Source organism: Streptomyces sp. NPDC052114, from assembly GCF_040680155.1.
Taxonomy (GTDB): domain Bacteria; phylum Actinomycetota; class Actinomycetes; order Streptomycetales; family Streptomycetaceae; genus Streptomyces.
In genome coordinates this window covers 21,744-43,975 of record NZ_JBFAWC010000033.1, presented here as the reverse complement: position 1 = coordinate 43,975, position 22,232 = coordinate 21,744, and the positions used below count along the sequence as shown (strand labels likewise).

The 22,232-nt window shown below is 71.0% G+C and carries 20 protein-coding genes, 1 tRNA gene and 2 pseudogenes; 12 read left to right on the top strand and 11 right to left on the bottom strand.

What is annotated here, in order from left to right; translation table 11 throughout:
- Positions 1-310, bottom strand: a 310-nt coding sequence (locus AB0L89_RS39945) for an ATP-binding cassette domain-containing protein (RefSeq protein WP_365152700.1), incomplete at its 3' end; no start/stop codon positions are given.
- A 59-nt stretch (positions 311-369) separates the two neighbouring features.
- The gene (locus AB0L89_RS39940; RefSeq protein WP_365152698.1) at positions 370-1,038 is read right to left on the bottom strand and encodes a DUF4097 family beta strand repeat-containing protein; all 669 of its coding nucleotides are present in this window, start codon (positions 1,036-1,038) and stop codon (positions 370-372) included.
- Between the two features lie 323 nt (positions 1,039-1,361).
- On the opposite strand from AB0L89_RS39940, the gene AB0L89_RS39935 reads away from it, so the two are divergent.
- On the top strand, positions 1,362-2,117 hold the full coding sequence (locus AB0L89_RS39935; protein WP_365152696.1) for a helix-turn-helix domain-containing protein: 756 nt from the start codon (positions 1,362-1,364) through the stop codon (positions 2,115-2,117).
- Between the two features lie 25 nt (positions 2,118-2,142).
- Here the strand turns inward: AB0L89_RS39935 and AB0L89_RS39930 are convergent, their stop codons facing one another.
- The gene (locus AB0L89_RS39930) at positions 2,143-2,715 is read right to left on the bottom strand and encodes a TetR family transcriptional regulator (protein ID WP_365152694.1); all 573 of its coding nucleotides are present in this window, start codon (positions 2,713-2,715) and stop codon (positions 2,143-2,145) included.
- Positions 2,716-2,811: 96 nt separating this feature from the next.
- Between AB0L89_RS39930 and AB0L89_RS39925 the strand changes: the two genes are divergently transcribed.
- On the top strand, positions 2,812-4,482 hold the full coding sequence (locus AB0L89_RS39925) for a carboxylesterase family protein (RefSeq protein ID WP_365152692.1): 1,671 nt from the start codon (positions 2,812-2,814) through the stop codon (positions 4,480-4,482).
- A gap of 150 nt (positions 4,483-4,632) precedes the next feature.
- Here AB0L89_RS39925 and AB0L89_RS39920 read toward each other — a convergent pair whose 3' ends face one another.
- On the bottom strand, positions 4,633-5,379 hold the full coding sequence (locus tag AB0L89_RS39920; RefSeq protein ID WP_365152690.1) for a VCBS repeat-containing protein: 747 nt from the start codon (positions 5,377-5,379) through the stop codon (positions 4,633-4,635).
- 379 nt (positions 5,380-5,758) lie between these two features.
- Between AB0L89_RS39920 and AB0L89_RS39915 the strand changes: the two genes are divergently transcribed.
- From AB0L89_RS39915 to AB0L89_RS39900, 4 genes are all read left to right on the top strand, one after another.
- The gene (locus tag AB0L89_RS39915; protein WP_365152688.1) at positions 5,759-6,703 is read left to right on the top strand and encodes an RNA polymerase sigma-70 factor; all 945 of its coding nucleotides are present in this window, start codon (positions 5,759-5,761) and stop codon (positions 6,701-6,703) included.
- Between the two features lie 152 nt (positions 6,704-6,855).
- The gene (locus AB0L89_RS39910; protein WP_365152686.1) at positions 6,856-8,079 is read left to right on the top strand and encodes an FAD-dependent oxidoreductase; all 1,224 of its coding nucleotides are present in this window, start codon (positions 6,856-6,858) and stop codon (positions 8,077-8,079) included.
- 237 nt (positions 8,080-8,316) lie between these two features.
- Positions 8,317-8,757, top strand: coding sequence for a hypothetical protein (locus AB0L89_RS39905; RefSeq protein ID WP_365152684.1), 441 nt, complete (start codon positions 8,317-8,319; stop codon positions 8,755-8,757).
- 75 nt (positions 8,758-8,832) lie between these two features.
- Entirely contained in the window at positions 8,833-9,528 is a 696-nt protein-coding gene (locus AB0L89_RS39900; RefSeq protein WP_365152682.1) for a hypothetical protein, read from the top strand.
- Here AB0L89_RS39900 and AB0L89_RS39895 read toward each other — a convergent pair.
- Positions 9,506-10,090 carry a hypothetical protein gene (locus AB0L89_RS39895; RefSeq protein ID WP_365152680.1) on the bottom strand — a complete coding sequence of 195 codons (585 nt, stop codon included), beginning with the start codon at positions 10,088-10,090 and terminating at the stop codon, positions 9,506-9,508. The genes AB0L89_RS39900 and AB0L89_RS39895 overlap by 23 nt on opposite strands.
- Before the next feature lie 597 nt (positions 10,091-10,687).
- Here AB0L89_RS39895 and AB0L89_RS39890 point away from each other — a divergent pair.
- Complete coding sequence (locus tag AB0L89_RS39890) at positions 10,688-11,065, top strand: nuclear transport factor 2 family protein (RefSeq protein ID WP_007459852.1); 378 nt, start codon at positions 10,688-10,690, stop codon at positions 11,063-11,065.
- 63 nt (positions 11,066-11,128) lie between these two features.
- Here AB0L89_RS39890 and AB0L89_RS39885 read toward each other — a convergent pair whose 3' ends face one another.
- Together AB0L89_RS39885 and AB0L89_RS39880 are read right to left on the bottom strand one after the other, a co-directional pair.
- On the bottom strand, positions 11,129-11,470 hold the full coding sequence (locus AB0L89_RS39885; protein ID WP_365152678.1) for a hypothetical protein: 342 nt from the start codon (positions 11,468-11,470) through the stop codon (positions 11,129-11,131).
- A 621-nt stretch (positions 11,471-12,091) separates the two neighbouring features.
- Positions 12,092-12,818 (bottom strand): annotated as a pseudogene (locus AB0L89_RS39880) (IS5 family transposase).
- Between the two features lie 400 nt (positions 12,819-13,218).
- Between AB0L89_RS39880 and AB0L89_RS39875 the strand changes: the two are divergent.
- From AB0L89_RS39875 to AB0L89_RS39865, 3 genes and pseudogenes are all read left to right on the top strand, one after another.
- A pseudogene (locus AB0L89_RS39875) lies at positions 13,219-13,532 on the top strand (transposase); the annotation flags it as partial.
- A gap of 436 nt (positions 13,533-13,968) precedes the next feature.
- A complete protein-coding gene (locus AB0L89_RS39870) occupies positions 13,969-14,565 on the top strand; it encodes a pentapeptide repeat-containing protein (RefSeq protein WP_365152676.1) in 597 nt (198 codons plus the stop codon).
- Positions 14,566-15,082: 517 nt separating this feature from the next.
- Positions 15,083-15,685 (top strand): hypothetical protein, encoded by a 603-nt coding sequence (locus tag AB0L89_RS39865; RefSeq protein WP_365152674.1) that lies wholly within the window; start codon positions 15,083-15,085, stop codon positions 15,683-15,685.
- A 510-nt stretch (positions 15,686-16,195) separates the two neighbouring features.
- Here the strand turns inward: AB0L89_RS39865 and AB0L89_RS39860 are convergent.
- Positions 16,196-16,269: transfer RNA gene (locus tag AB0L89_RS39860), tRNA-Gly, on the bottom strand.
- 506 nt (positions 16,270-16,775) lie between these two features.
- Between AB0L89_RS39860 and dcd the strand changes: the two genes are divergently transcribed.
- Together dcd and AB0L89_RS39850 are read left to right on the top strand one after the other, a co-directional pair.
- Positions 16,776-17,351: a dCTP deaminase gene (gene dcd / locus AB0L89_RS39855; RefSeq protein WP_055701649.1), complete on the top strand. Its 576-nt coding sequence runs from the start codon at positions 16,776-16,778 to the stop codon at positions 17,349-17,351.
- An 8-nt stretch (positions 17,352-17,359) separates the two neighbouring features.
- Positions 17,360-17,857, top strand: coding sequence for a phosphoribosyltransferase (locus tag AB0L89_RS39850; RefSeq protein ID WP_365152672.1), 498 nt, complete (start codon positions 17,360-17,362; stop codon positions 17,855-17,857).
- A 121-nt stretch (positions 17,858-17,978) separates the two neighbouring features.
- Here AB0L89_RS39850 and AB0L89_RS39845 read toward each other — a convergent pair whose 3' ends face one another.
- The 3 genes from AB0L89_RS39845 to AB0L89_RS39835 form a co-directional block, all read right to left on the bottom strand.
- The gene (locus AB0L89_RS39845; protein WP_365152670.1) at positions 17,979-18,992 is read right to left on the bottom strand and encodes a Yip1 family protein; all 1,014 of its coding nucleotides are present in this window, start codon (positions 18,990-18,992) and stop codon (positions 17,979-17,981) included.
- A 133-nt stretch (positions 18,993-19,125) separates the two neighbouring features.
- Positions 19,126-20,640, bottom strand: coding sequence for an FG-GAP-like repeat-containing protein (locus tag AB0L89_RS39840; protein ID WP_365152668.1), 1,515 nt, complete (start codon positions 20,638-20,640; stop codon positions 19,126-19,128).
- A gap of 86 nt (positions 20,641-20,726) precedes the next feature.
- Positions 20,727-22,154 carry an FG-GAP repeat protein gene (locus tag AB0L89_RS39835; protein ID WP_365152666.1) on the bottom strand — a complete coding sequence of 476 codons (1,428 nt, stop codon included), beginning with the start codon at positions 22,152-22,154 and terminating at the stop codon, positions 20,727-20,729.
- Positions 22,155-22,232 lie beyond the last annotated feature (78 nt).

Here is a 22,232-nt window from a genome sequence, read left to right as displayed (position 1 = left end):
CGGCCATCAGGAGCATGTTCTCCTCGCCGGTGATCAGACCGTCGACGGCGGAGAACTGCCCGGTGACGCCGATCGCGCGGCGGACCGCCTGCGGGTCGGCGGCCAGGTCGTGGCCGCCGACGCGCAGGTCACCGGCGTCGGCGGTGACGAGCGTGGAGAGGATCTTGACGGCGGTGGTCTTGCCGGCGCCGTTCGGGCCGAGCAGGGAGAAGATCGTTCCCCGCGGTACGGCCAGGTCCACGCCGTCGAGGACGGTCTTGTCGCCGTAGGACTTGCGCAGTCCGTGGGCGGCGATGGCCAGGTCGGTCATGAGGAGGGCTCCTTCGGAGGGGGAGAGGGGCGCCGAACGGGCCCGTCCGGCGCGGGACTTCAGAGGCTGCGGGCGGTGATGTCGCCCTGGGCGGTGGTCGCCTTGACGGTCAGACCGGGCGTGCCGCCGGTGTTCTTCAGGGCGTTGCTGATCCGGCCGTGGGAGGTGCCGGCGTCCAGGGCGGCGGAGACGCCGCGGGCGGCGACGACGGCGATGTCGCCCTGCTGGACGGTGAGCGTGAGCTGTCCGCCGACGGCCTCGGTGATGTTCACGTTGCCGCGCTGGGTGCTGATCTCGCCGCCGTCGTGCAGCCGGCCGACGGTGATGTGCGCGTCGTGGCCGGTGAGGCGGGCGCTGTCGGCCTCGTCGACCTTGACCGTGCCGTGGCCGCCGTCGAGGACGATGTCGCCGAGGCGTCCCACGCCCCGGAACTCCGCGGCGGCGGAGCTGGCCTCGACGCGGGAGCCGGTGGGCAGCTGGACGGTGACCTCGACGGAACCGGAGTTTCCGAGGAGCCGGTTCTTCGCCTCCGGGGCCTGGATCCGCAGGACGCCGTCGGCGCAGGTGACCTCGGTCGCCTCGGCGGCCTGCGCGTCACGGCTCTTGGCGGGGTCGGCGGGGCGGACCTCGACGGTGGTGTCGGTGCGGTCGGCGGCGATGAGGTGGATCCGGCCGGCGGGGATGTCGAGGACGGCGGTGACGGCGGCGGGGGTGGCGAACTTCTGCATCGTGGTCTCCTTCGTCGGTGGCGGGCCTTCCTGTCGGCCCGTCGTTTCTGACATTGGAAAAGCTACGTTGCGTTCGCAGGTGTGGCAACAACTTTGTTGCGTACGAAACTCATATGCGCAGGTGAGAGTGGCTATTTCATTGCAACGGTCTCGAAGGTAACGCAACGCCGAAGGTACGTTGCGTTGCAATGGAATGAAAGTGAACGCTATGCTGACGTCGTCACGCGCCCCGTGGACGACGGAACGCGACGACCGAACGACGTCTGGACGACGACCGCACGACGACTGGACACGGCCGAAGACCGTGGACGAAGGAGGCCGCGATGCCGGGAGGCAGGCTCACACAGCCCGAACGCCAGCAGATCGCGCTGGGACTGGCCGACGGCCTCGCCTACGCGGAGATCGCCAGGCGCCTCGACCGCCCGACCTCGACCATCACGCGCGAGGTCATGCGCAACGGCGGCCCCACCGGCTACCGCTCCGACCTCGCCCACCGCGCCACCGAGCAGCGCGCCCAGCGGCGCAAGCAGGCCGCGCCCCGGGACGCGCGGGCGCCCGCGCAGGAGCACGGGCGCGACGCGGCCGCGGTGCGCGCGTACGAGGAGACGCTCACGACCGTCTTCATGCAGTCGGGCATGCCGAAGATGATGGCCCGCGTGATGGCCTGCCTCTGCATCAGCGACTCGGGCAGCCTCACCGCCGCCGACCTCGTCCAGCGCCTGGAGGTCAGCCCGGCGTCCGTCTCCAAGGCGGTCGCGTTCCTGGAGAGCCAGGACCTGGTCCGCCGGGAGCGCGACGAGCGCCGCGAGCGCTACACCGTCGGCGAGGACGTCTGGTACCAGTCGATGATGGCCAGCGCCCGCTCCACCGCCGTGGTCGCCGAGACCGCGCGGCAGGGCGTCGACGTCCTCGTCCAGGGCACGCCGGCCGCCGCCCGCCTGGAGAACATCGCCCGCTTCCTCGACTACGTCTCCGAGAGCACGGCCCGCGCCGCGGACCAGGCCCGCGAGGTCCTCCACGTGAAGCCCGAGGGGCTGGGCGGGGACGGGGGCGAAAGCCGGGGCGGGCGCGGCGACTGAGGAGTCCCCGGCGGAGGGCGCCCCCTTACCGCGCCAGCTCCGCCAGCCTCCGTACCCCCTCCAGCACCTCCGCGGCCGACGGCGCGTTGGCCGGGTCGCCGAGGTGCTGGATCATCACGCCCGACATCAGGGCGAGTTGGACGCTGCCGAGCGTGCGTACGGAGGAGTCCCGCACCTCGTCCTCCGGCACCCCCTCCAGGAGCGCCGCCATCCCCCGCCGCCCCTGCGCCGTCCCGTCGGCGAGCACCGGGCGCAGCTCCGGCCGGCGCTGGGCCTGCATGAACAGCTCCATCGACGCCAGCCACAGGTCGGGATGGGCGGTGAACTCCGCGATGAGGCCCGCCCACAGCTCCTCGAAGTGCCGCAGGGCGGAGCCGTCCGCGTCCGGGGCGAGCGCCCGCCCCATGGAGTCGCCCCACTCGTCGAGGATCTCGAACAGCGCCTGGCTGAGCAGGCTTTCCCTGGATCCGTAGTGGTAGCCGATGGCGGCCATGCTGACGCCCGCCGCGGTGGCGATGTCGCGCACGCTCGTGCGGTCGTACCCCTTCTCCCGCAGGCACTCCTTCGCGCCCGCGAGCAGGGCTTCGCGATTCCCCATGGCAGGAGCCTAACAGCCGCCTTGCGCGATCGCCCAAGACGGCCGTTCTATACAAACGTATTGCGCGAACGCCCAACTCCTTCTACGGTCCTGGCCATGAGACACACCAGGAGCGTTTCCCAGTGGTTCGTCGCCGCGCTGACGCTGGGGGGCCTGGCACTGGGGCCGGTCGCGCGGGCCGGGGCGGAACCGGCCGATTCGCCGCGTGAGCGGGCCGGTTCCGGTGCGAGCGCGCGTGACGTGGGCGAGGTGGTCGTCACCGGGTCGGGCGCGGTGCGCGGCAGGACCGTCACCCCCACAGGCGGCCGCGGGACCGGCCCCCTGCGCAGCTTCCAGGGCATCCCCTACGCCGCCCCGCCCACCGGCGACCGCCGCTGGACCGCGCCCCGGCCGCCCGCGCCCTGGACCGGCGTACGCGAGGCGACGACCCCGGGCGCACCCTGCGCGCAGCCCGTCGGCCTGCCGGTCGGCAGGCCGAGCACGGCCGAGGACTGCCTCTACCTCAACGTCACCGCGCCCGCCGCGACCGACGGGAAGCGTCCCGTGATCGTGTGGATCCACGGCGGCAGCCTGATGTACGGCACCGGTGACCTGTACGGACCCGAGCGCCTCGCCGCGGGCGGCGCGGTCGTGGTGTCGATGAACTACCGCCTCGGCGTGCTCGGTTTCCTCGGCGACCCCGCCCTGCCGGGCGCCGACGGCCTCGGGCTGCAGGACCAGCAGGCGGCGCTGCGCTGGGTCCGTGCCAACGCCGCGGCCTTCGGCGGCGACGCCCGCAACGTCACGGTCATGGGCCAGTCGGGCGGCGGCTACAGCGTCTGCGACCACCTGGTCTCCCCCGCGTCGGCGGGCCTCTTCGACCGCGCCGTCGTGCAGAGCGCCCCGTGCGCCACCGGCGGCACGCGCTCCAGGGCGGAGGCGGCGGCCGACGCCCGCCGGGTCGTCAAGGCGGTGGGCTGCGAGCGCGACACGGCGGCCTGTCTGCGCCGCAGGCCCGTGGCCGAACTCCTGGACGCCTACGGCCCGTTCAACGAACCGCGGCCCGTGGCCGGCACGAAGCTGCTGCCGCGCACGCCCGAACAGGCCCTGCGCACCGGCCGGTTCCACCGGGTCCCGGTCCTGATCGGCGTCGGCCGCGACGAGGAGCGCGGCATGGTCCTCGGCGCGGAACTGGCGCCGGGCGGCGCCCCGATGAAGCCGGCGGAGTACGAGCCCGCCGTGCGCGAGCAGTTCGGCGCCCGGGCCGAGGAGGTGCTGCGGCGCTACCCGCTCTCCGCGTACCCCTCCGCGGGCGAGGCGCTGGCCGCGGCCGGCACGGACGCCCGGTGGGCGGTGCCGACCCTGGACACCGCGCGGCTGCTGGCGAAATGGACGCCCACGTCGATGTACGAGTTCGCCGAGCGGGACACCCCGTGGTTCACGGGCTACCCGGCGCCGAGCTTCGCGCCGCGCGCCCAGCACATGTCGGAGCTGGCCTACCTGTTCGACCTGGACCTCTTCCAGGACGTACGCCCCGGGCAGGAGCCCTTCCGCGCCCGGATGATCTCCACGTGGGTCGGCTTCGCGAGGAGCGGCCGCACGGACTGGCCGGCCTTCCGGAGCGGCGACGGTCACGTCCAGGCGCTCGCGTCGGACGGGAGCGGCCGCACGGACTTCGGGGCGGAGCACGCGTACGGGTTCTGGAAGCGGAACGGGACGGACCCGGGTGCGGGCACGTCCCGTCGAGCGGAAGCGGGGTTGGTGACGGGGACGGTCACGGGCGCCTGAGCCGCGTCACCGTCCCCGCCACGGGGGAACGGGGAACGGGACGGGCACCTGGGACCCGTCCCGTCCCCGTCACCGGGAACGGACGGCGGGGCGCCACCGGAAGTCAGCGTCGACCGGCGGTGCTCCGCGTCCGGGCAGGGGCAGGACCGCTCAGGAGCAGGCCTTGAAGAAGTGCTTCCACCCGTCGGTCGGCATCGACGGCGGCTCGGCCGGAGTGCCCCAGGCGCCGTACTTCTCGTACAGGTCCTGGTCGTACTTGCCCGGACCGGTGCCCGGCTTGGACGCGCGCACGTCCCGCTCCCACACGCCGTCACCGGCGTTGCTCAGCATCGCGAGGTCCGGCGACGCGTCGTCGCCGTAGTTGGCGACCCGGATCTGCTTGACCTCGCGGGAGTCGCCGATGTCGAGGCGCTTGGCCTGGGCGGAGCCGAGGTTCGCGCGCTTGAGCGGGCCGGGACGGAACTCCGCGATGCGGGCCGTCGCCGGGTCGTCGACGCCGGACGGCTTCACGACGTTGACGACGACGTCCAGCTTGCCGTCGTTCTGGAAGTCGGCGACCGCGGCGGTGGCGACCTCGCCGGTCCGCGCGCCCAGCAGCTTGCCCACGGACTGCGCGGTGCCGAACGTCCCGTCGGCCTTGCCCCACTGGACCGTCATCTTGGTGCCGGTGTGACCCGGGTTGGAGATCTTGTCCCGGATGCCGTCACCGTCGAGATCGCCGAGCAGCGTCGTGGCGCCGGACAGGCACGCGCCCGCCGCCCGCACGGCGCCACCGGCGCGCTGCGCGTCACCGGACGCCGACGTTCCGGCCGCGCTGGCCTGGTAACCGGCGACGGTCAGGGACAGGGCGACGGCCGCGGTCGACGCGGCGATCAGACGTGAGCGCTTGCGAAGCATCTACGTACTCCAATGTCGTTGCGGTGGAAACGTGCCGCTGGTCCGGGCTCCTCGCCACGCCGCGTGCAGTCGTTCGCGATGTGGGACGTGGGGAACTCTCGGACGAACACGGCCCAAGCCTGCGGTCGGACCCGCCAAGCCGCCAGGAAAATCCGGCATTTGGGGACGCTGGAACGGCAAAAAGGTCTCTGAACAGGGGAAACGCGGGGTGCCTGGAACGCGGAAGTGGGACGGGGGCGGTGCGGGAGCGGTACGAGGGCGCTGCGGGAGCGGTACGGGGGCGGTACGGGGAGCGAGTGAGCGGGCGGGTGGAGCGCCGACGGAATCCGGGTGGGGGCACTCGAACCGCCGTCCGAGCCCGGCGGCTAAAATCCACCCCATGGCACTGACCATGGACGAGGTGGACCTGTTCGAGGCCGCAAGGCCCCGGCTGGAGGCCATCGCGTACCGCCTGCTCGGCTCCTCCGCCGAGGCGGAGGACGCGGTACAGGAGACGTACCTGCGCTGGCAGGCCGCCGACGTCGACCGCGTCGAGGTCCCCCAGGCCTGGCTGACGAAGGTCCTCACGAACCTCTGCCTCAACCAGCTCACCTCGGCCCGCGTGCGCCGCGAGACGTACGTCGGCCAGTGGCTGCCCGAGCCGCTGCTCGACGGCGACCCCATGCTCGGCCCCGCCGACACCGCCGAACAGCGCGAGTCCGTCTCGTACGCGGTCCTCGTGGTCCTGGAACGCCTCTCGCCCAACGAGCGCGCGGTGTACGTGCTGCGGGAGGCCTTCGACTACCCGCACCGCGAGATCGCCGGGATCCTCGACATCACCGAGGCCGCCAGCCAGCAGATCTTCCACCGCGCGAAGAAGCACGTCGCGGACGGCCGGGCCCGCACCGAGATCGACGAGGCGGCGGCGCGGCGGATCATCGACGAGTTCCTCGCGGCCGCGACCAGCGGCCGGACCGAGCCGCTCGTGCGGCTGCTCACCCAGGACGCCGTCGCGATCGGCGACGGCGGCGGCAAGGTCCCGGCGCGTGCCAAGGCCTTCGAGGGCGCGGTGGCGGTCGCGAAGTTCATGCGGGGCCTGTTCAAGCCCAGTCAGGCCAAGCGCGCGCTGACGGGCGGTTCGCCCGAGGTGTACGTCGAGACGGCCAACGGCCGCCCCGCCGTCGTGGCGGTCGTCGACGGCCAGGTCGTCGGCGTCATGTGCCTGGAGATCACCGACGAGGGGATCGTCGCGTTCCGCAGCCAGGTCAACCCCGACAAGCTGGCACGCGCGACGCGCCACTGGGCGACGAGGGACCACGGGGAGCCCCTGCTGCACGCCTTCTGACGCCTGCGTACCGCACTTCTTCCGACGCCTGCGTACCGTGCTTCCACCGATGTGACTGGCGTCACATCGAACTCCTGTCAGGAAACGACGGGCCACCCGGTTCAAGGGGTGAATCCGATCCGCTGGAGAGCGTGGAAGACAGGAGCAGGGACATGCAGCAGCACCGCATCGTGGTCCTCGGAGCCGGCTACACCGGAGCGAGCGCGGCAGGCCGGCTGGCCAGGCGCCTGCGCAGGGAGGACGTCGCGATCACCCTCGTCAACGCCGAGCCCGACTTCGTCGAGCGCGTCCGGATGCACCAGCTGGCGGCGGGACAGGACCTCAAGCCCCGCCCGTTCGACGAGATGTTCGCGGGCACGGGGGTCGAGCTGAAGCTGGCGAGGGTCGTGGCCGTGGACGTGGAGGGCAGGACGGTCAGGGTGACGGGCACGGAACGGGCCGAGCCCGCCGGAGCGACCGAGGAGACCCTCCCGTACGACACCCTCGTCTATGCCCTCGGCAGCGGCTGGAACGACCACGGGGTGCCGGGCGCGGCCGAGCACGCGCACGACATCGCGAGCCGTCCGGGCGCGCTGCGGCTGCGCGAGCGCCTGGCCGGTCTGCGCGCCGGGGAGCCCGTCGTCGTGGTCGGCGGCGGCCTGACCGGCCTGGAGGCGGCGACGGAGATCGCCGAGACGCACCCGGAACTGCGCGTGGCGCTCGCGGTCCGCGGCGAACTGGGCGACTGGCTGTCGCCGAAGGGCCGCGGTCACCTGCGCAAGGTCGTGGACCGGCTGGGCATCACGGTCCACGAGAACGCGGACGTGACCGAGGTCGGGGCGGACCGCGTCACCACGGCGGACGGCACGGAGCTCCCGGCCGCGGCCACCGTGTGGACGACGGGCTTCGCGGTCCACCCGATCGCGCGGGCGACGGCGCTGGAGGTCACGGACACCGGCCAGATCGTGGTCGACGGGACGATGCGGTCGACGTCGCACCCGGACGTGTACGCGGTCGGCGACGCGGCGATGGCGATGGGCCCCGGCGACAAGCCGCTGCGCATGTCCTGCGCGACGGGCACGCCGATGGCGTGGCAGGCGGCGGACGCCGTCGCGGCCCGCCTGACCGGCGGCAAGCTGCCGAAGACGCCGATGCGGTACTTCAACCAGTGCATCTCGCTGGGCCGCAAGGACGGCCTGATCCAGTACGTCACGGCGGACGACCGCGCGGTCAACGCGGCCCTGACGGGCCGTCTGGCGGCCCGCTACAAGGAAGTGATCTGCAAGGCGGCGGCCTGGGCCGTGGCCAACCCCCTCCTGTCCCTCCCCACGCGCCCGCGTCCGCTGGTCGTACGCGAGGCAACGGAGGGGGACGTGGCGCTGAAGGCGGTGGCGTGAGCGGCCGGCAGCGGCGATGAGGACGAAGGGAAATGTCGGCGGCACCGGCTAACGTGCCGCCGACGCCACCCGCCCACCTCCGCGAGGAGCCCCGATGCAGCCCCCGTCCCCGTCTCCGTCCCCGAATCCGATACCGCCGCCCGCGCAGGACCTGCGCACCCTGATACCGGAGTACGAGGGCCTGGCCCGGCGCACCACTGGACGTTCGGCCCCGACCCGCGCAACCGCACCGAGATCGTGCCGGACGCGGTCCCGGTGGTGCCGAGGCTGTACTGGCGCAACGAGGCGGAGCTGCTGGCGGGAGACCTGCTGACGGATCCCCCGGTAGCGGGCGAAGGGGAGTACGACGAGGACAACGTCCCCACCCCCTCCACGCTGTCCCCCTCGCCGGCGGAGGACTACCCGAGGTGGCAGGACCTCCCCGAACCCCTCCGGACCACCTGGGAACCCCGCTTCGGCGTGCGGCCCCCCGACGCCAACGTCATCGCGACGAAGGCCGGCGGCTGGCCCTCCTGGATCCAGCCCGCGGACTGGCCGACCTGCGCCCGGTCCCACCGCATGGACCACCTCCTGACCATCACGGGCGACATCCAACTGGGCGACTGCGGCGGCATCTACGTCTTCCACTGCGTACGGTGCCCGGAGCGGCCCTGGGGCTGGCGCGGGGACGGGCACTGACCTGACGTCGGCCGGTGCTCCCGGCAGGTGGGCAACTCCCCTCTGCGCTGCCCGAAGGCGGGGCATACTTCCGGTATGGGCACGGATCCGCTGGACGGAGAGTCCGAGGACTTACACGGTCGAACCACCGATGCACGCGGACGGACGGCCGACGAGCGGGAGGCCCTCGCCGACAAGCGGGACGCGGCCGCCGACAGACGGGATGCCGCCGCCGACAAGCGGGAAGCCATCGCCGATGAGCGGGAGGCCCTCGCGGGTGCGTGGCAGGACCAGCTCGCCGCGTGGGAGAGGCGTCTGGACATACGGAGCCGTGGGGCAGGGGAGCCGACGCCGAGCGTGCGGGAGCGCTCGTACGAACAGGTCGTCCGGTCCCAGGGGCTGCTGGCGGCCAGTCAGGAGCGGCTGGAGCGCAGCGAAGCGGCACTGCGTCGCGCGAACGAGATGGACCTACGGGAGCAGGACGCGGTCAACCGGGACATCCGCGCCGCCCTGGCCCGGATGGCCGTGCGGGGCCCGGTGCCACTCCGGTCCCTGCACACGCGGGCCGACCGGCTTCGTGAGCAGGCCACGGCGGCGGTCGAGGCACTGGCGGATGCCGAGGACGTGGTGGCCCGCGAGCACGAACTCCGGGACCACGCCCGACAAGCCGCCGAACACCGCCGCCGTGCGGAACGGGCCCGCGCGGCGGCCGACGCACTACGCGCCGTCCCCGCACCCCACGAGGATGACGGGCACGGACGGTGCCGCCCTAGCCGATCGTCAGGCCCGTGAACTGGATCGTGACGCTCTGGGCGTTGCCGGTCTGGGGGTTGTCGACCCTGATGACCCTGGGCTCTTGCAGGTTGTACTGCTTCGTCGGGTTGCCCATGGCGTCCAACAGGCTGAGGGACGCCGTCGCGGGCCGGCTGCTGCCGTTGATCAGGTCGGTGAACTGTTGGGACTGCTCCGCGCCGCGGACCACGGTCACCGTGCCCGGCCTCGGCTCGCCCGGGATGAGCTTGTTGGAGGGGGTCTGCTCCGTGGGCTGGTCCACCGTCAGGTCGGAGACCTCGGCGAGGGACTCGGTGCCGCCGTCGACGTTCAACTGGATGCTGTGGGAGGCGAGGGCGTCGCCCCCCTGGAGGCCTTCGGCCCGGGTGGACAGCTCCGAGTGACCCTTCGCGCCGCTGTCGGACGGCTTGGCACGCGACTCGGCCTTCGGCGACGAACCGGCGCTGGACGCGTCGCTGCCCGAGGACTCGGAGCCGCACGCGGTCAACAGCCCCAGGGACAGTAAGGCGGCGGTCGCCACCCCGGCCATGCGGCGGCGCGAGCTGATGGTGGAACGGATCATGGAGAGACTCCCAGAACTGTCGGCGCGTGACCGCCGACGGCGGAACGGCGGCGTGTGTAGGACGACTTGAGTCTGCGAGCCGCCCGGCCCCAGCCACCACAAAAACCGGCCAGAACGGGAAGCCGGAACGCCCTGCCCCCCGCTGACCAGCCGAAACGAAGCACGCATGGAACGCTGGAACGGGATGCCCGCGGGACGACAGTGCCGCGGTCGTGATCCGTCGTGCCCCGTTCGCCCGTCCAGCGCGCCCGGGCAACAAAGAACCCCCGGTCGATGACCTGGGGGTTTCACATGGAGCGGGTGACGAGAATCGAACTCGCACTCTCAGCTTGGGTAGCTGCGATCATTTGGGGAGCCTCGCCTAGCTTGCCTGGGCGGGGGTCGTGCACGCTTTCCAACTATGCGTATGGCCGTACGGGACAGTTCACGACCGTTCGCACGGCAGCGGACATCATCGTCCCCGACTCGCGGTGGGAAGTCGCCTACGAGGTTCCACTCCCGCTGGGGCTCTAGTGCTGTGGCTGGGATGGTTCACCGTGGTCGGGCGTCGGCTCACGGGACGAGCACGGTCCGCGAGGCGGCTGGTATTACTGGTGCATGCAGGAAGAGACCGCGCGGTCCGCGATCGACACGTTCATCTCCGCGTTCAACGCCTCGGACGACAGCTATGTGACTGCGCTGCTCTCCCAGGCCCTGACCTCGGACGTGGTCTTCTGGGGGCCGTTGGGCCGAAGTGAGGGGATTGAGGCGGTCGAGCGGTTCGTGCTGGACATCCGGCGCCATCCCGCGGGTGCCGGCACGATGGTGCGCTGTTCGGCGGTGGACATGCCGGACGAATGGGCCCGGTACCAGTGGGTCTTCACGACGCCGGATGGAGGCCCCCGCCTGGCGGGAACGGACGTCGTCCATCTGCGGCGGAGCCTCATCGACCAGGTCATCGTCTTCGCGGGGGAGATCGAGCCGTCCGCCTCCTAAATCATTCTCCTCTGGCGCCGTCTGACTGAGCGTTTCGCCCTGTGAGGTGTGTTTGATCCCGGGTCAGGTTCCACGCCAGTTCAGGGTGGCTTCGCCCGTGAAGCCGTCGGCTTCCTCCAGCGCGGCACTCGGCATCGGATCGTCGGCGGCGTAACCGAGCGCACAGCGTCCGGCGAGGTGGAGGCACAAGGCGTCCAGGTGGTCGAGGAGCGCCGCCTGGCGCTCCTGCTCGGGGTCCAGTTCTCTCAGCCATACCCACCGGTCGTGCGCGGCCTGCGGGCGGGGAGGGAGCGTGCGGCGTAGCGCGTCGGCCCGCTCGCGGAGGGCGCTCCACACCGGCACCCGCAGCCTCTCGGTCAGAACAGTGATGTCCTGGGCGGGAAGGGCGGGGGGCGGTGCGCTCATGCCGTCACCATGGCATCCGCCACTGACATTCCTCGGGGAGCGGCGCGCGGCACGTCACTGGAATGGCGACCGGCGCGATTCCGGCAGGGATTCACAGGCCGGGCACCTTTTCGACGATCCTCGAAATGATGGAAGTTGTGAATCTGTGATGCCTACGATGCGGCAGCAAACAGTCAACCGCCGCAACAGCGTGAGCCAGCGACGGTTAAATCTCAGGGGGAAGAATGCGCAAAATCGGTCTTGTCTTCGCGACCGGCATCGCCGGTGCCGCTGTCTTCATAGGATCTGGCTCGGCCCAAGCCGTCATCTTCAACCCGGACCCCTGTCTCGACTTGTCGGAGGTACAGAGCTGCGAAAACCACACGCTCTATGGGTTCCGACAGCCTGCGGGCCCGACGACGAATCCCTGCGGCCTGCCGTGGCGGCCCGTGGTGATCGGCTCCTGCTGAGCCACGCCATCGGTTGCCGTTGACCTCACCGTTTCACTCAGGGTGAGACCGGTTGCTGGCTGCGAACGCGAAAGTGCCTTCTGATCTGGGGCGATGAACCTTGTCGAGGGGTTCTGCCGGTCCAGATGGAAGGCGCTTTCTGCGTTCCGCGAGCTCGGGTCGCTGCCCCGGGTCAGGTTCCGCGCCAGTTCGGGGTGGCTTCGCGGGTGAGGCGGCGGGCCATGAGGTCGATCATCGCGAGGTGGATCACGGCTTCGGACCGGTGCGGGTGTCGCTCGTAGTCACGGGCGAGGCGGCGCGCCGTGCTTGATGGCGGTGGTCCGGTAGCCGGCGTCCACCCAGGCTTTGGTCACCCGGGGGTAGGCGGCGGAGATGCGGGACAGCAGCGTGACGCCGGCCGCGGTGTCGGACACGCTCGCGGCGGTGACCAGCACGGTCAGCAGCAGGCCCAGGGTGTCGCAGCCGAGGTGGCGCTTGCGTCCGATGATCCGCTTGCCCGCGTCGGTGCCCTGGTCGGCCAGGTGCACGTTGGCGGAGGTCTTGATGGTCTGGGAGTCCGGCACGCAGGCGGACGGTTCGCCGTCGCGTCCTTCGGCCGCGCGGACCAGGTGCCGCAGCAGGCCGGTGAGCTGGGTGAAGATGCCGTCCTCCTGCCAGCAGGCGAAGTAGTGGTAGGTCGTGGGCCAGGGTGGGAAGTCGTGCGGCAGGTAGCGCCAGGGGACGCCGGTGCGGTCCACGTACAGGATCGCGTTCATCAGCGAGCGCAGGTCGTGTTCGGGTGGGCGGCCGATGTCCGGGCCGCGGCCGCGGCGCTCGGCGCGCCAGGCGGTGAGCACCGGCTCGATCAGCTGCCAGCGTTCGTCGGACAGGTCGCTGGGGTAGCCGCTGAGGGCGGTCATGTTTCAGATGTACTGCGAGGTGGCTGCCCCGACCAGCGGCCAAAGGCCACCGGGCGGGCCCGGGTTGGAATCAAACAGGAGGGGTTGGGATCAAACAGCCCTCTGGCGCCTCACAGTGACCTGGGGGCCCGCCTTTCACGTCAGTGCCGCCCCGCCAGCCTCCTCAAACCATCACGCAACGGCATCAGACCGGGCGAAACACTCAGTGACTAGGCGTTTCATGCTGTTTCATGGCATTGCATTGCGTCTTGGTGATCTAGCCGCGTTGGGGCTGATGGGCGCAGTGACGCGGCGGTAGAGGACTGTTTCGCTCCGGCATCTCCTTTTTCCTCCCAACTCGTCCCAGCCCGCTGGTCTTTGTCTGCTGGCCAGACCGCTCGCCGTGCGGTACATCCAGAACTTGACCCCGCACGACCGGTATCCCAGGGGCCTGTCCGACGAACGCTGGGAGCTGGTCGAATCGGTCCTCGCCGCCGGGACACCCTGGGTATCGGCCGGCCGGGCACGACCTGCGGCAGATCATGAACGCCATCCTGCCCGTGGATGGCACCGGGCTTCCCTGGCGTTGCCTGCCGCACGATTTCGCTCCTTGGGCCACGATGTGCGGCTACGTCGCCAAGTGGCAACAGGGCGGCGTATCGAACAGCTCACCGGCCTGCTTCGGCGCCTGGTCCGGGAGGCCGCGAGCCCGAGCTGTCGGCGTGCGTGCTGGACTACCTGCAGATGCTCTAGAGCCCGCCCCGCGGCAGCGGGCGGCTCCCTTCGGGGCCCTATTCCGTGTCCCGGCAGTGTGCTGGTGGACCCGGCAGGCGGTGGAGTCGACGTTGATGGCCCAGGTGATCAGGTCCTTCGCGTCTGCCTGGGCTTGCAACTCGGCGCAGACCGCTGGCGGGTACCGTTCCGCTGCCAGTGCCCGTTCACGGGGTTGAGCCCGGCGGCTGACTCATGACCGAAATTGCATCAGCGGTAAGGAAGTTCAGTGTCGAATGCAGGGATGCCCCCTACGCCTGCGCGTCGTTCACGGTTACGCCGTACCACCCGTCTCGCTGCCCGGGCCTCGGCCAGTTCGGGCAGGAATTCAGCCCGGCCGCCGCGGACTTCTCGTACTCCTGATGAACGTCCGGGTCTGGACTGGGCGCGCCGGATCGAGTTGTTCACCGTCGTCGTCGCCTCTGTCGTGGCGATGGTGGGTCTGTGGTATTCGAGCGTCCAGACCAGGCAGGCCAACGACCAGGCGCGGGAAGACCGAGCGCTGACCAAAGAGGGACAGATCACCGACCGGTACACCGCGGCGGTGGGCAACCTGGGCGAGGACAAAATCGACGTCCGGCTGGGCGGCATTTACGCCTTGCAGCGGATCATGCAGGACTCCCGCCGTGACCACCCCACGATCACCAACGTTCTGGCCACCTATGTCCGCACCCATACCGACAAACTCCCGGCGAAGAAGGGGGGCGTCCCGGCCGACGTTCAGGCCGCCGTCAGCGTGCTCGCCAGCGATACAGCCCGGGACGGCACCTTCCGTCTTGACCTGCGTGCCGTCAAGCTCCCCAGAATCGAACTAGACGGAACGGCGTCGGTGGTTTCTTTGAATTCCGCCTTCCTGAACAACGCAGACTTAAGTGGAGCATCCCTGAGTGGCGTGCACCTGAGCGGCGCGTACCTGCGCGGCGCTGACCTGAGCGGCGCGAACTTGCGCGGCCCGGATCTGACCGGCGCGTATGACCTGGAGAGGGATCAGTTATAAGGGGCCACCCTTGACGCTGATACGCAACTGTCCATCTCGCTCTCGTAAGCCTCCCAGAGCTTCTTGCCACCGCAGACTCACCAACTGAAATGGCGTCTTAATCCGAGGGAGCGGCCGACCCGGGGGAAGCGGCTGAAACGGGGAGTGGCATGTGTGTGCCGCCCGGCGTGGACGACGTCTTGGCGCAACTGCGCACCACGCGTCGCCTGCGTGCTCGGGGCCGCTCCGCCCTGCTGCGATCCGCACACGGGCTGTTCGCCAAGGCCCTTGTCGGGCCCGATCGCTGCCGCCAGGCGCCCGCCTCCTGCTTCCCCACGCTGCCTCGCCTGCGCAGGTCGCCCCTCGTGGCAGCTCGCTCGGAACCAACCGGCGAGGAAAGTGATCAATGCATGTGTAGGCACTGAATGGCCCGATGCAGTTCGAGAACGGGAGTCTTGAGTTGAGGTCCACGGTCCGTCCCCTGTTATCTGGCAGACCCGCTGTGGCTGTGTTGGCCGCGGTCGGTATCACCGCGGGTTTGCTGATCGGCCGGGAGGGGCTGCGCACTGTGGTGGGCTGCGGCGCGGCCGACGACCCCTACCCCTCCCAGACCGCGGCGGACTGGAAAGCGGGCGCGGACCACGTGGTGGTGGCGGTGCCGGCCTCCGAGCAGGAGAGCAACAGGCAGGACGTCGCCAAGGGGGCGGTGCGGTACACCGTCGACCGGGCGGTGACGTTACGGAAGGAGAAGGTGTTGTGGTCCGCTGCCGCCCCTCGGCATGAGCTGGGCACCGAGTTCGACATGACCGCCCCGGGCTGGTCGGTGTACCGCAACGGCAAACGGATCAAGGGCACCGCCCCGGAGGCATCCCGGCTGGAGACCGGTCACACCTACGTCCTCGCCCTGCGCTGGGACGCCGACCAGTGGATTGTCCTCGGCGAGGGCGCGGCCGTGCCGTTCGACGACCATGTGGCGGGGCGAGGGGAGTGGTGCGGCCAGGTGCTGAGCGAGGACGACTTCGCCAAGGGCGAGCGGTTCTCGCTGCGCGACGACCACAGTCTGGAGCAGGCCGTGCGCGGACAGGACGAACACGCCATCTCCCGCGAACTCGCGAAGGCGAGCAGCGGGAAGGGGCCGTAGCCCAGCTCGGCAAACGCACCGGGCCGGCCGTCAGCTCCCTCGCGGAGGGCCTCAGGCAGACGGTCCCGGAGTGACACCGGAGTGCGCCCCGGGCCGCCGCAGCGGTGTCCCGTCTATCTCATGGCGCCACATGATGTCGGTGACCCGGCTCCACCGCTCCGGCGAGATGGCGTCGGTACGTACTGAAGGGCAGCCCCAGCCGCCGGGCGGCGGCCTCCTGGGTGGACGCCCCGTCGACGAACGCGGCCAGGGCGGCGCGATGGCCGCACTTCGCCTCCCGGCCCCTACTGGGTGTCGCTTCCGCACCAGCCAGGAGACCTGTGTTCCCTCACGTCCGTGGCCGCGCTGGTCGCCCTCGGTCTCGCGCGGCTCGCGGAGGAACCGGGGTGAGGGTCCCGGCGCGACCGGACCGGCACGGTTCTGGCACGGACCCGGCACGCGACGGTTGCCCCGAGCGGTGAGTGCGCGCACAACAAGAAGGCCCAGGTCGTCCGACCTGGGCCTGAATCATGGAGCGGGTGACGAGAATCGAACTCGCACTCTCAGCTTGGGAAGCTGATGTTCTACCACTAAACTACACCCGCGAAACGTCCCGCCAGAAGGCGTGTCGTAACGTCGCACACTGTACCTCATACCGGGCCCCGGGCGCTCTCGCCGTGGGGCCCGAGTGCTGTCCGGGAGGTGGATGCGCCGTGCGGGACGAGGGAGTTGGGGCGTACCGTTGAAAGTGGTCGTGCCGCTTGGAGCGGCGTCCCTTTCATACCGTAATGTGGCCTTTCGTCGCCCGCTCGGAGAGCGGGTCAGGACGAGTCAGTACGAGCTCAACTACGGCTTTGGGGAAGGGACTCAGGACTTGATGGAGCGCACCGTCGTCCGATGTGCCGAAGGGCACGTGTTCAGCACCGCTTCGTTCCCGATGCAGCAGGCCGACCGGCTTGGTCCCGGCCGGCTCATCCGGTGTCCGCGGTGCGCCCGGCTGCGGCATGCGGTGCCTGTGGCGCTGCAGAAGCGGTAGCGGGCGCAGACCACGGAGGCGCGCGGGGTTCCGTCCGATTGGGGAGGGCCCGCGCGCTCTGCGTATCCTCGGTGCGTGCTTCTCTCAGACAAGGACATCCGGGCCGAGATCGACTCCGGACGGGTGCGGATCGACCCGTACGACGAATCCATGGTGCAGCCCTCGAGCATCGACGTGCGGCTGGACCGCTACTTCCGGGTGTTCGAGAATCACCGGTACCCCCACATCGACCCCTCCGTCGAGCAGGCCGACCTGACGCGGCTCGTGGAGCCCGAGGGGGACGAGCCGTTCATCCTGCACCCCGGTGAGTTCGTCCTCGCCTCGACGTACGAGGTCATCACGCTGCCCGACGATCTCGCGAGCCGTCTCGAGGGCAAGTCGAGCCTCGGGCGTCTCGGGCTCGTCACGCACTCCACCGCCGGGTTCATCGACCCCGGCTTCTCGGGTCACGTGACGCTTGAGCTGTCGAACCTCGCCACGCTGCCGATCAAGCTCTGGCCGGGCATGAAGATCGGGCAGCTGTGCATGTTCCGGCTCACCTCGCCCGCCGAGGCCCCCTACGGGTCGGAGCGGTACGGGTCTCGTTATCAGGGGCAGCGCGGGCCGACCGCCTCCCGGTCCTTCCTCAATTTCCATCGGACGCAGGTGTGACATCCAGCATGAGTGACGTGCGCGAGAACCTTACGTACGAGAAGTTCGGCGGCGCCGTGCGCGAGCTCGCGCAGGCCATCGCCGATGACGGGTACCAGCCGGACGTCGTGCTGTCGATCGCCCGCGGCGGGGTCTTCGTCGCCGGCGGGCTCGCCTACGCCCTGGACTGCAAGAACATCCACCTCGTGAACGTGGAGTTCTACACCGGGGTCGGCACCACGCTGGAAATGCCCGTCATGCTCGCGCCCGTGCCGAACGCGATCGACTTCACCGACAAGAAGGTGCTGATCGCCGACGACGTCGCCGACACCGGCAAGACGCTGAAGCTCGTCCACGACTTCTGCCTCGACCACGTGGCCGAGGTGCGGTCCGCGGTGATCTATGAGAAGTCGCACTCCCTCGTGAAGTGCGAGTACGTGTGGAAGCGCACCGATGAGTGGATTAACTTCCCGTGGAGTGTCGAGCCGCCCGTCGTGAAGCGCGACGGCCAGGTGCTCGACGCCTGAGGCGAGGCACGCAGAGGTGCACGCACGCGGTGCACTAGGTGTACGAGGTGCATGGGGAAGGCCCCGCAGGACCGAGTCCTGCGGGGCCTTTCCTGTGTTCAGGAGGTGCGTTCGCGAGGCGTCAGAACGTGCCCAGCTTCACGATCGCCAGGATCGCCAGGAGCTGGATCGCCGACGCGCCGAGCGCCTTCGGCCACGGCAGCTCGTGGGACTTGCTCACCATCATGGTGAGCAACGCGCCCGCCGCGATCCAGGTCGCCCAGCCGAGCAGCTGGACGAAGCCCTGGCCGCCGCCCAGGAACATCGCCACGATCACGCGGGGCGCGTCCGTCATCGACATGATCAGCATGGACAGGCCGACCGTCGGCTGCCAGGCGCCGTCGCCGCCGAGCTGGCGGGCGAGGGTGTGGGTGACCACGCCCAGGATGAAGGCGCTGATCGTGATCGCGACGCCGGTCGTGAGGACGTACGGGACCGCCGAGGACAGCGTCGCGTTGATCGCGTCCGAGCGGGCGTCGTCGAAGCCGAAGATCGCGAGCAGGCCGTAGAGGAACGTCACAATGACGGCCGGGGGCCACATCGCGTAGTCCCGCATCTGGAGGAAGGTCGGGCCCGGGCGCGTCACGATGCCGCGCAGCAGGTCCTTCCAGTGCAGGCGGGGGCCCACGGGCGGGGCGGGCGCCTGGCCGGCGCGGTACGTGTCGCCCTGGGTGTAGGGGTCCTCGCCGATGGAGAAGGCCTGGGTGTGTCCGGGGTTGTTGGCCGCGTACGGGTCGTAGCCGCCCTGGGGGGCGTTGCCGTGGGCGTCGGGGCCGAAGTACTCCGGCTCGCCGTGGTTGCCGCCACCGCCGGCCTGGGGCCACTGCTGGCCGCCGTTCCCGCCCCCGCCGTACTGGGGGCCACCACCACCGCCGCCGTACTGCGGGCCGCCCCCGCCGTACTGGGGTCCGTTGCCCCCGTACTGCGGGCCGCCTCCCCCGTACTGCTGCGGGTTCGGGGGCGCGGGTGGGTAGCCGTACGACGGGCCGCCTCCTTGGGGGGCCTGCTGTCCGTACGGCTGCTGCCGCTGCTGTTGTTGCGGTTGCGGTTGCGGGGCGCGGTTGTCCCGGCCGCGTCCGATCCTGAATCCAGCCACGAATCGAACGTACCTGGTCTTGGAGGGTGGGGGCGTCCCTCCTCGGGAGGAGACCGCCTTTGCGGCCGACCTGTGACAACCCTTAGGGGATCCCTGACGGGTTGGCCACAGGGTCGGTCGCGTACGGACACCGTCAGCGGCGGAGCACCGCCCCGTACGCCGGCGGGTTCGAAGAGGCGGGCAGGTCAAGGGAGTTGGGGGTGAGGGCGACCACGCCGCGCGCGGCGGCCGACGGGAGGTTCCAGACGCCGCCCGACGAGGCGTTCTCGCCGGGCGCGCCGACCGACAGGTCCGGGCGGCCGTCGCCGTCGTGGTCCGCGGTGGCGAGCGCCGCGCCGAAGCGGTCGCCCTTCTCGGCGACGCCCGGGATGCCGGGGGTGTCCTGCTGGTACGCGATCGCGGTGGCCGCGCCGTCGGTGTTCAGGATGCCGTTCGTGCCGCCCTTCAGGACGGTGACGGCGCCCGCGCCCGCCGCGCTGCCGATGGCCTCGCCGGGGGCGCCCGCGATCAGGTCGTCCTTGCCGTCGCCGTCGATGTCGGCGACCGCGAGGGCGTTGCCGAAGTCGTCACCCTTTTCGGCGACGCCCGGGACGCCGGGGGTGTCCTGGTTGAGGGTCTGGCCCTTCCAGATGGGCTCGTCGCCGCCCCCGTAGTGGATGTGGATGCCGCCGCCCTCGGCGGTCTTCTCGGGGCCGCACGGGTCGTCGATGTTCTCGTCGGCGATCTCGCGGCAGTTGCCGAGGGCCAGGTCGTCGAGGCCGTCGCCGTTGAAGTCGCCCACGGCCAGCGCGTTCGCGGCGCTGTTGTCGCTGCTCCAGGTCAGGCCGAACCGGTACTCGTCCTTCATGTAGCGGAAGAGCTGCACGTGGGACTGGGTGTAGGGCTGGTTCTGGGTGTAGAACGCGACGGCCAGCTCGGGGCGGCCGTCGGAGTCGAAGTCGCCGGTCGACAGGACGGGGGCGCGGCCGCCCATGCGGTCGCCCATGAGGATGTCGGTGCGGGCGACGAGCGGGTGGCTGTTGTAGACGACCTTGTCCTTGGCGCCGATCGCCAGGTCGACGTCCGTGTCGCCGGTGAAGTCGGCGGCGACGAGGGCGTTCCCGTAGGCGGCGCCCGCCGCGTCGCCGCGGGCGGCGGTGTTGGCCGTGGCGAAGCCGTCGCCGGTGCCGTAGAGGACGGTCACCGAGCCGGCGTCCTTCTTGGCGTCGATGTCCTCGCCCGGGGCGCCGATGACGAGGTCGGCGTACCGGTCGTCGTCGATGTACGCGGTGGTGACCGCGCCGCCGAAGCGGTCCCCGGCCTCCGGGGTGCCGGGGATCTCGACGGTGGCCTGCGTGATGCGGCGTACGCCGTTCGTGCCCGGACCGCCCTTCCCGCCGAAGACGACGCTCACGTAGCCGGCCTTCGCCTTGCCGTCGACGCTGCCGTCGGGCACGCCGACGGCGAGGTCGGCGTAGCCGTCACCGTTGAAGTCGCTCTTCAGCGGTACGGGTTCGGCGGGGTCGGCGGCACTCGCGCCGCCCGCGAGGGGCAGCACGAGACCGGTGGCGGCCAGGGCGGTGGCCGCGGCCAGGGCGAGGGTGCGGCGGCGCAGGGGGGTGCGGGTGTGCAGGGGGGTGCGGGTGCGCGCGGGGGTCTCGTGGGTCACGGGGGGCTCCAACTCTGCGGACGTCGTTGCGGGTTGCTGGGCTGTGCGGGTGGGGCGATGCCTGGCCGGGCCCGTCCGGGGCGTCCTCACTCGTTGAGCGCGTCGCCGAGGTGCGAGGAGGCCGACAGGCCGTAGTCCTGGGCGGTGAAGGAGTCCGCTCCGGTGGTCGTGAGGCCCGAACGCGCGCCGTGGAGCTGCCAGAGGGCGCCCGTCCTGGTGTTCTCGCCGGGAGCAGTGACGGCGAGGTCCGCCTCGCCGTCACGGTTGAAGTCGGCGAGGCGGACCCGGGTGCCGAACTCGTCGTTGAACTCGGCCGCGCCCGGCACCCCGGCCGTGTTCTGGGAGTACCGCTTCGCGCCCGTCGTGGTCAGGCCGGTGGCGGAGCCGCGCAGCAGGAGGACGTCGCCCGCCCTCGTGTGGCCGTCCAGGGACTCGTAGGAGACGCCGACGGCCAGTTCCGCGCGGCCGTCCCCGGTGACGTCGGCGATGGCGAGGTCCTCGCCGAACTGATCGAGGGCCTCGTTGTCACCGGGAATCCCCGCGGTGCCCTGGTGGTAGGTGTGGCGCGTGCGGTTCAGACCGCCCCCGTTCGCCGAGTCGGCGTCGCCGTAGAAGACCATCACGTAGCCGGCGCCGCCGCTGGGGTCGGTGAGACCGTTCTCGTACAGGTCCGGCTCGGCGAGAGCCACGGCGAGGTCGTCGCGGCCGTCACCGTCGAGGTCGCCCGCCGCGGACGTGGTCCCGCCCCGGACGGTCCCGCGGTCGAAGAAGTCGGACGCGTCGCCCGTGGCACCGCTGCCGTAGATCACGGTCGTTCCGGGGACCGTCACGGCGAGTTCGTCCTTGCCGCCGCCCGTGAAGTCGCCGACGGCCAACTGGCCGAAGCCGACGTCGTTGTCGTGGCCCCGGGGCCACACCTGGACCGGTACCGGCATGGAGGTCCGCCGGAAGCCCCCCTCGAACAGCCAGAGGCCGGACGCGTCGGCGACCACGGCATCGGGCGCGGCGTCACCGACGAAGTCGCCCACGGCCGTGTCGGATCCGAAGAACTGGTCGTAGGACGCTCCGGGGTCGGCGAGGTTCGTCCCACCGCGGAAGGGGTCCTTGCCTCCCCACAGGACGGTGACGCTGCCGCGTGCGCGGTGGTCGCCGACTTGCTCGGCCTCGCTGGTGACGAGCAGGTCGGCGTATCCGTCGCCGTCCAGGTCCCCGCTGGAGAGGTCCGTGCCGAAGAGGTCGTCCGTCTCGGTGGAGCCGGGGATTCCGGACGAGTTCTGGGTGACGTACACACGTTTGCCGGTGAGGCCGGACGCCGAGCCGAAGGTGACCAGGACCGCGCCGCCCCGCTTCTTGCCGGCGACGGTCTTGTCCGGCAGGCCCACGGCGAGGTCCCGGTACCCGTCGCCGTTGAAGTCGTCGGTGTACCGGGCGGGGGCGGCCGACGCGGTGACGGGCAGCGCGAGCAGCCCGACGGCCATCAGGGAAGTGGCCAGCAGGACCGGACGTATGCGCACGGGAACTCCAGGGAGTACGGGGACGGGAGAGGCCGGGCCCGAGGCGGGGCGACGGCGCGGTGGTGCGGTGTGCGGCGG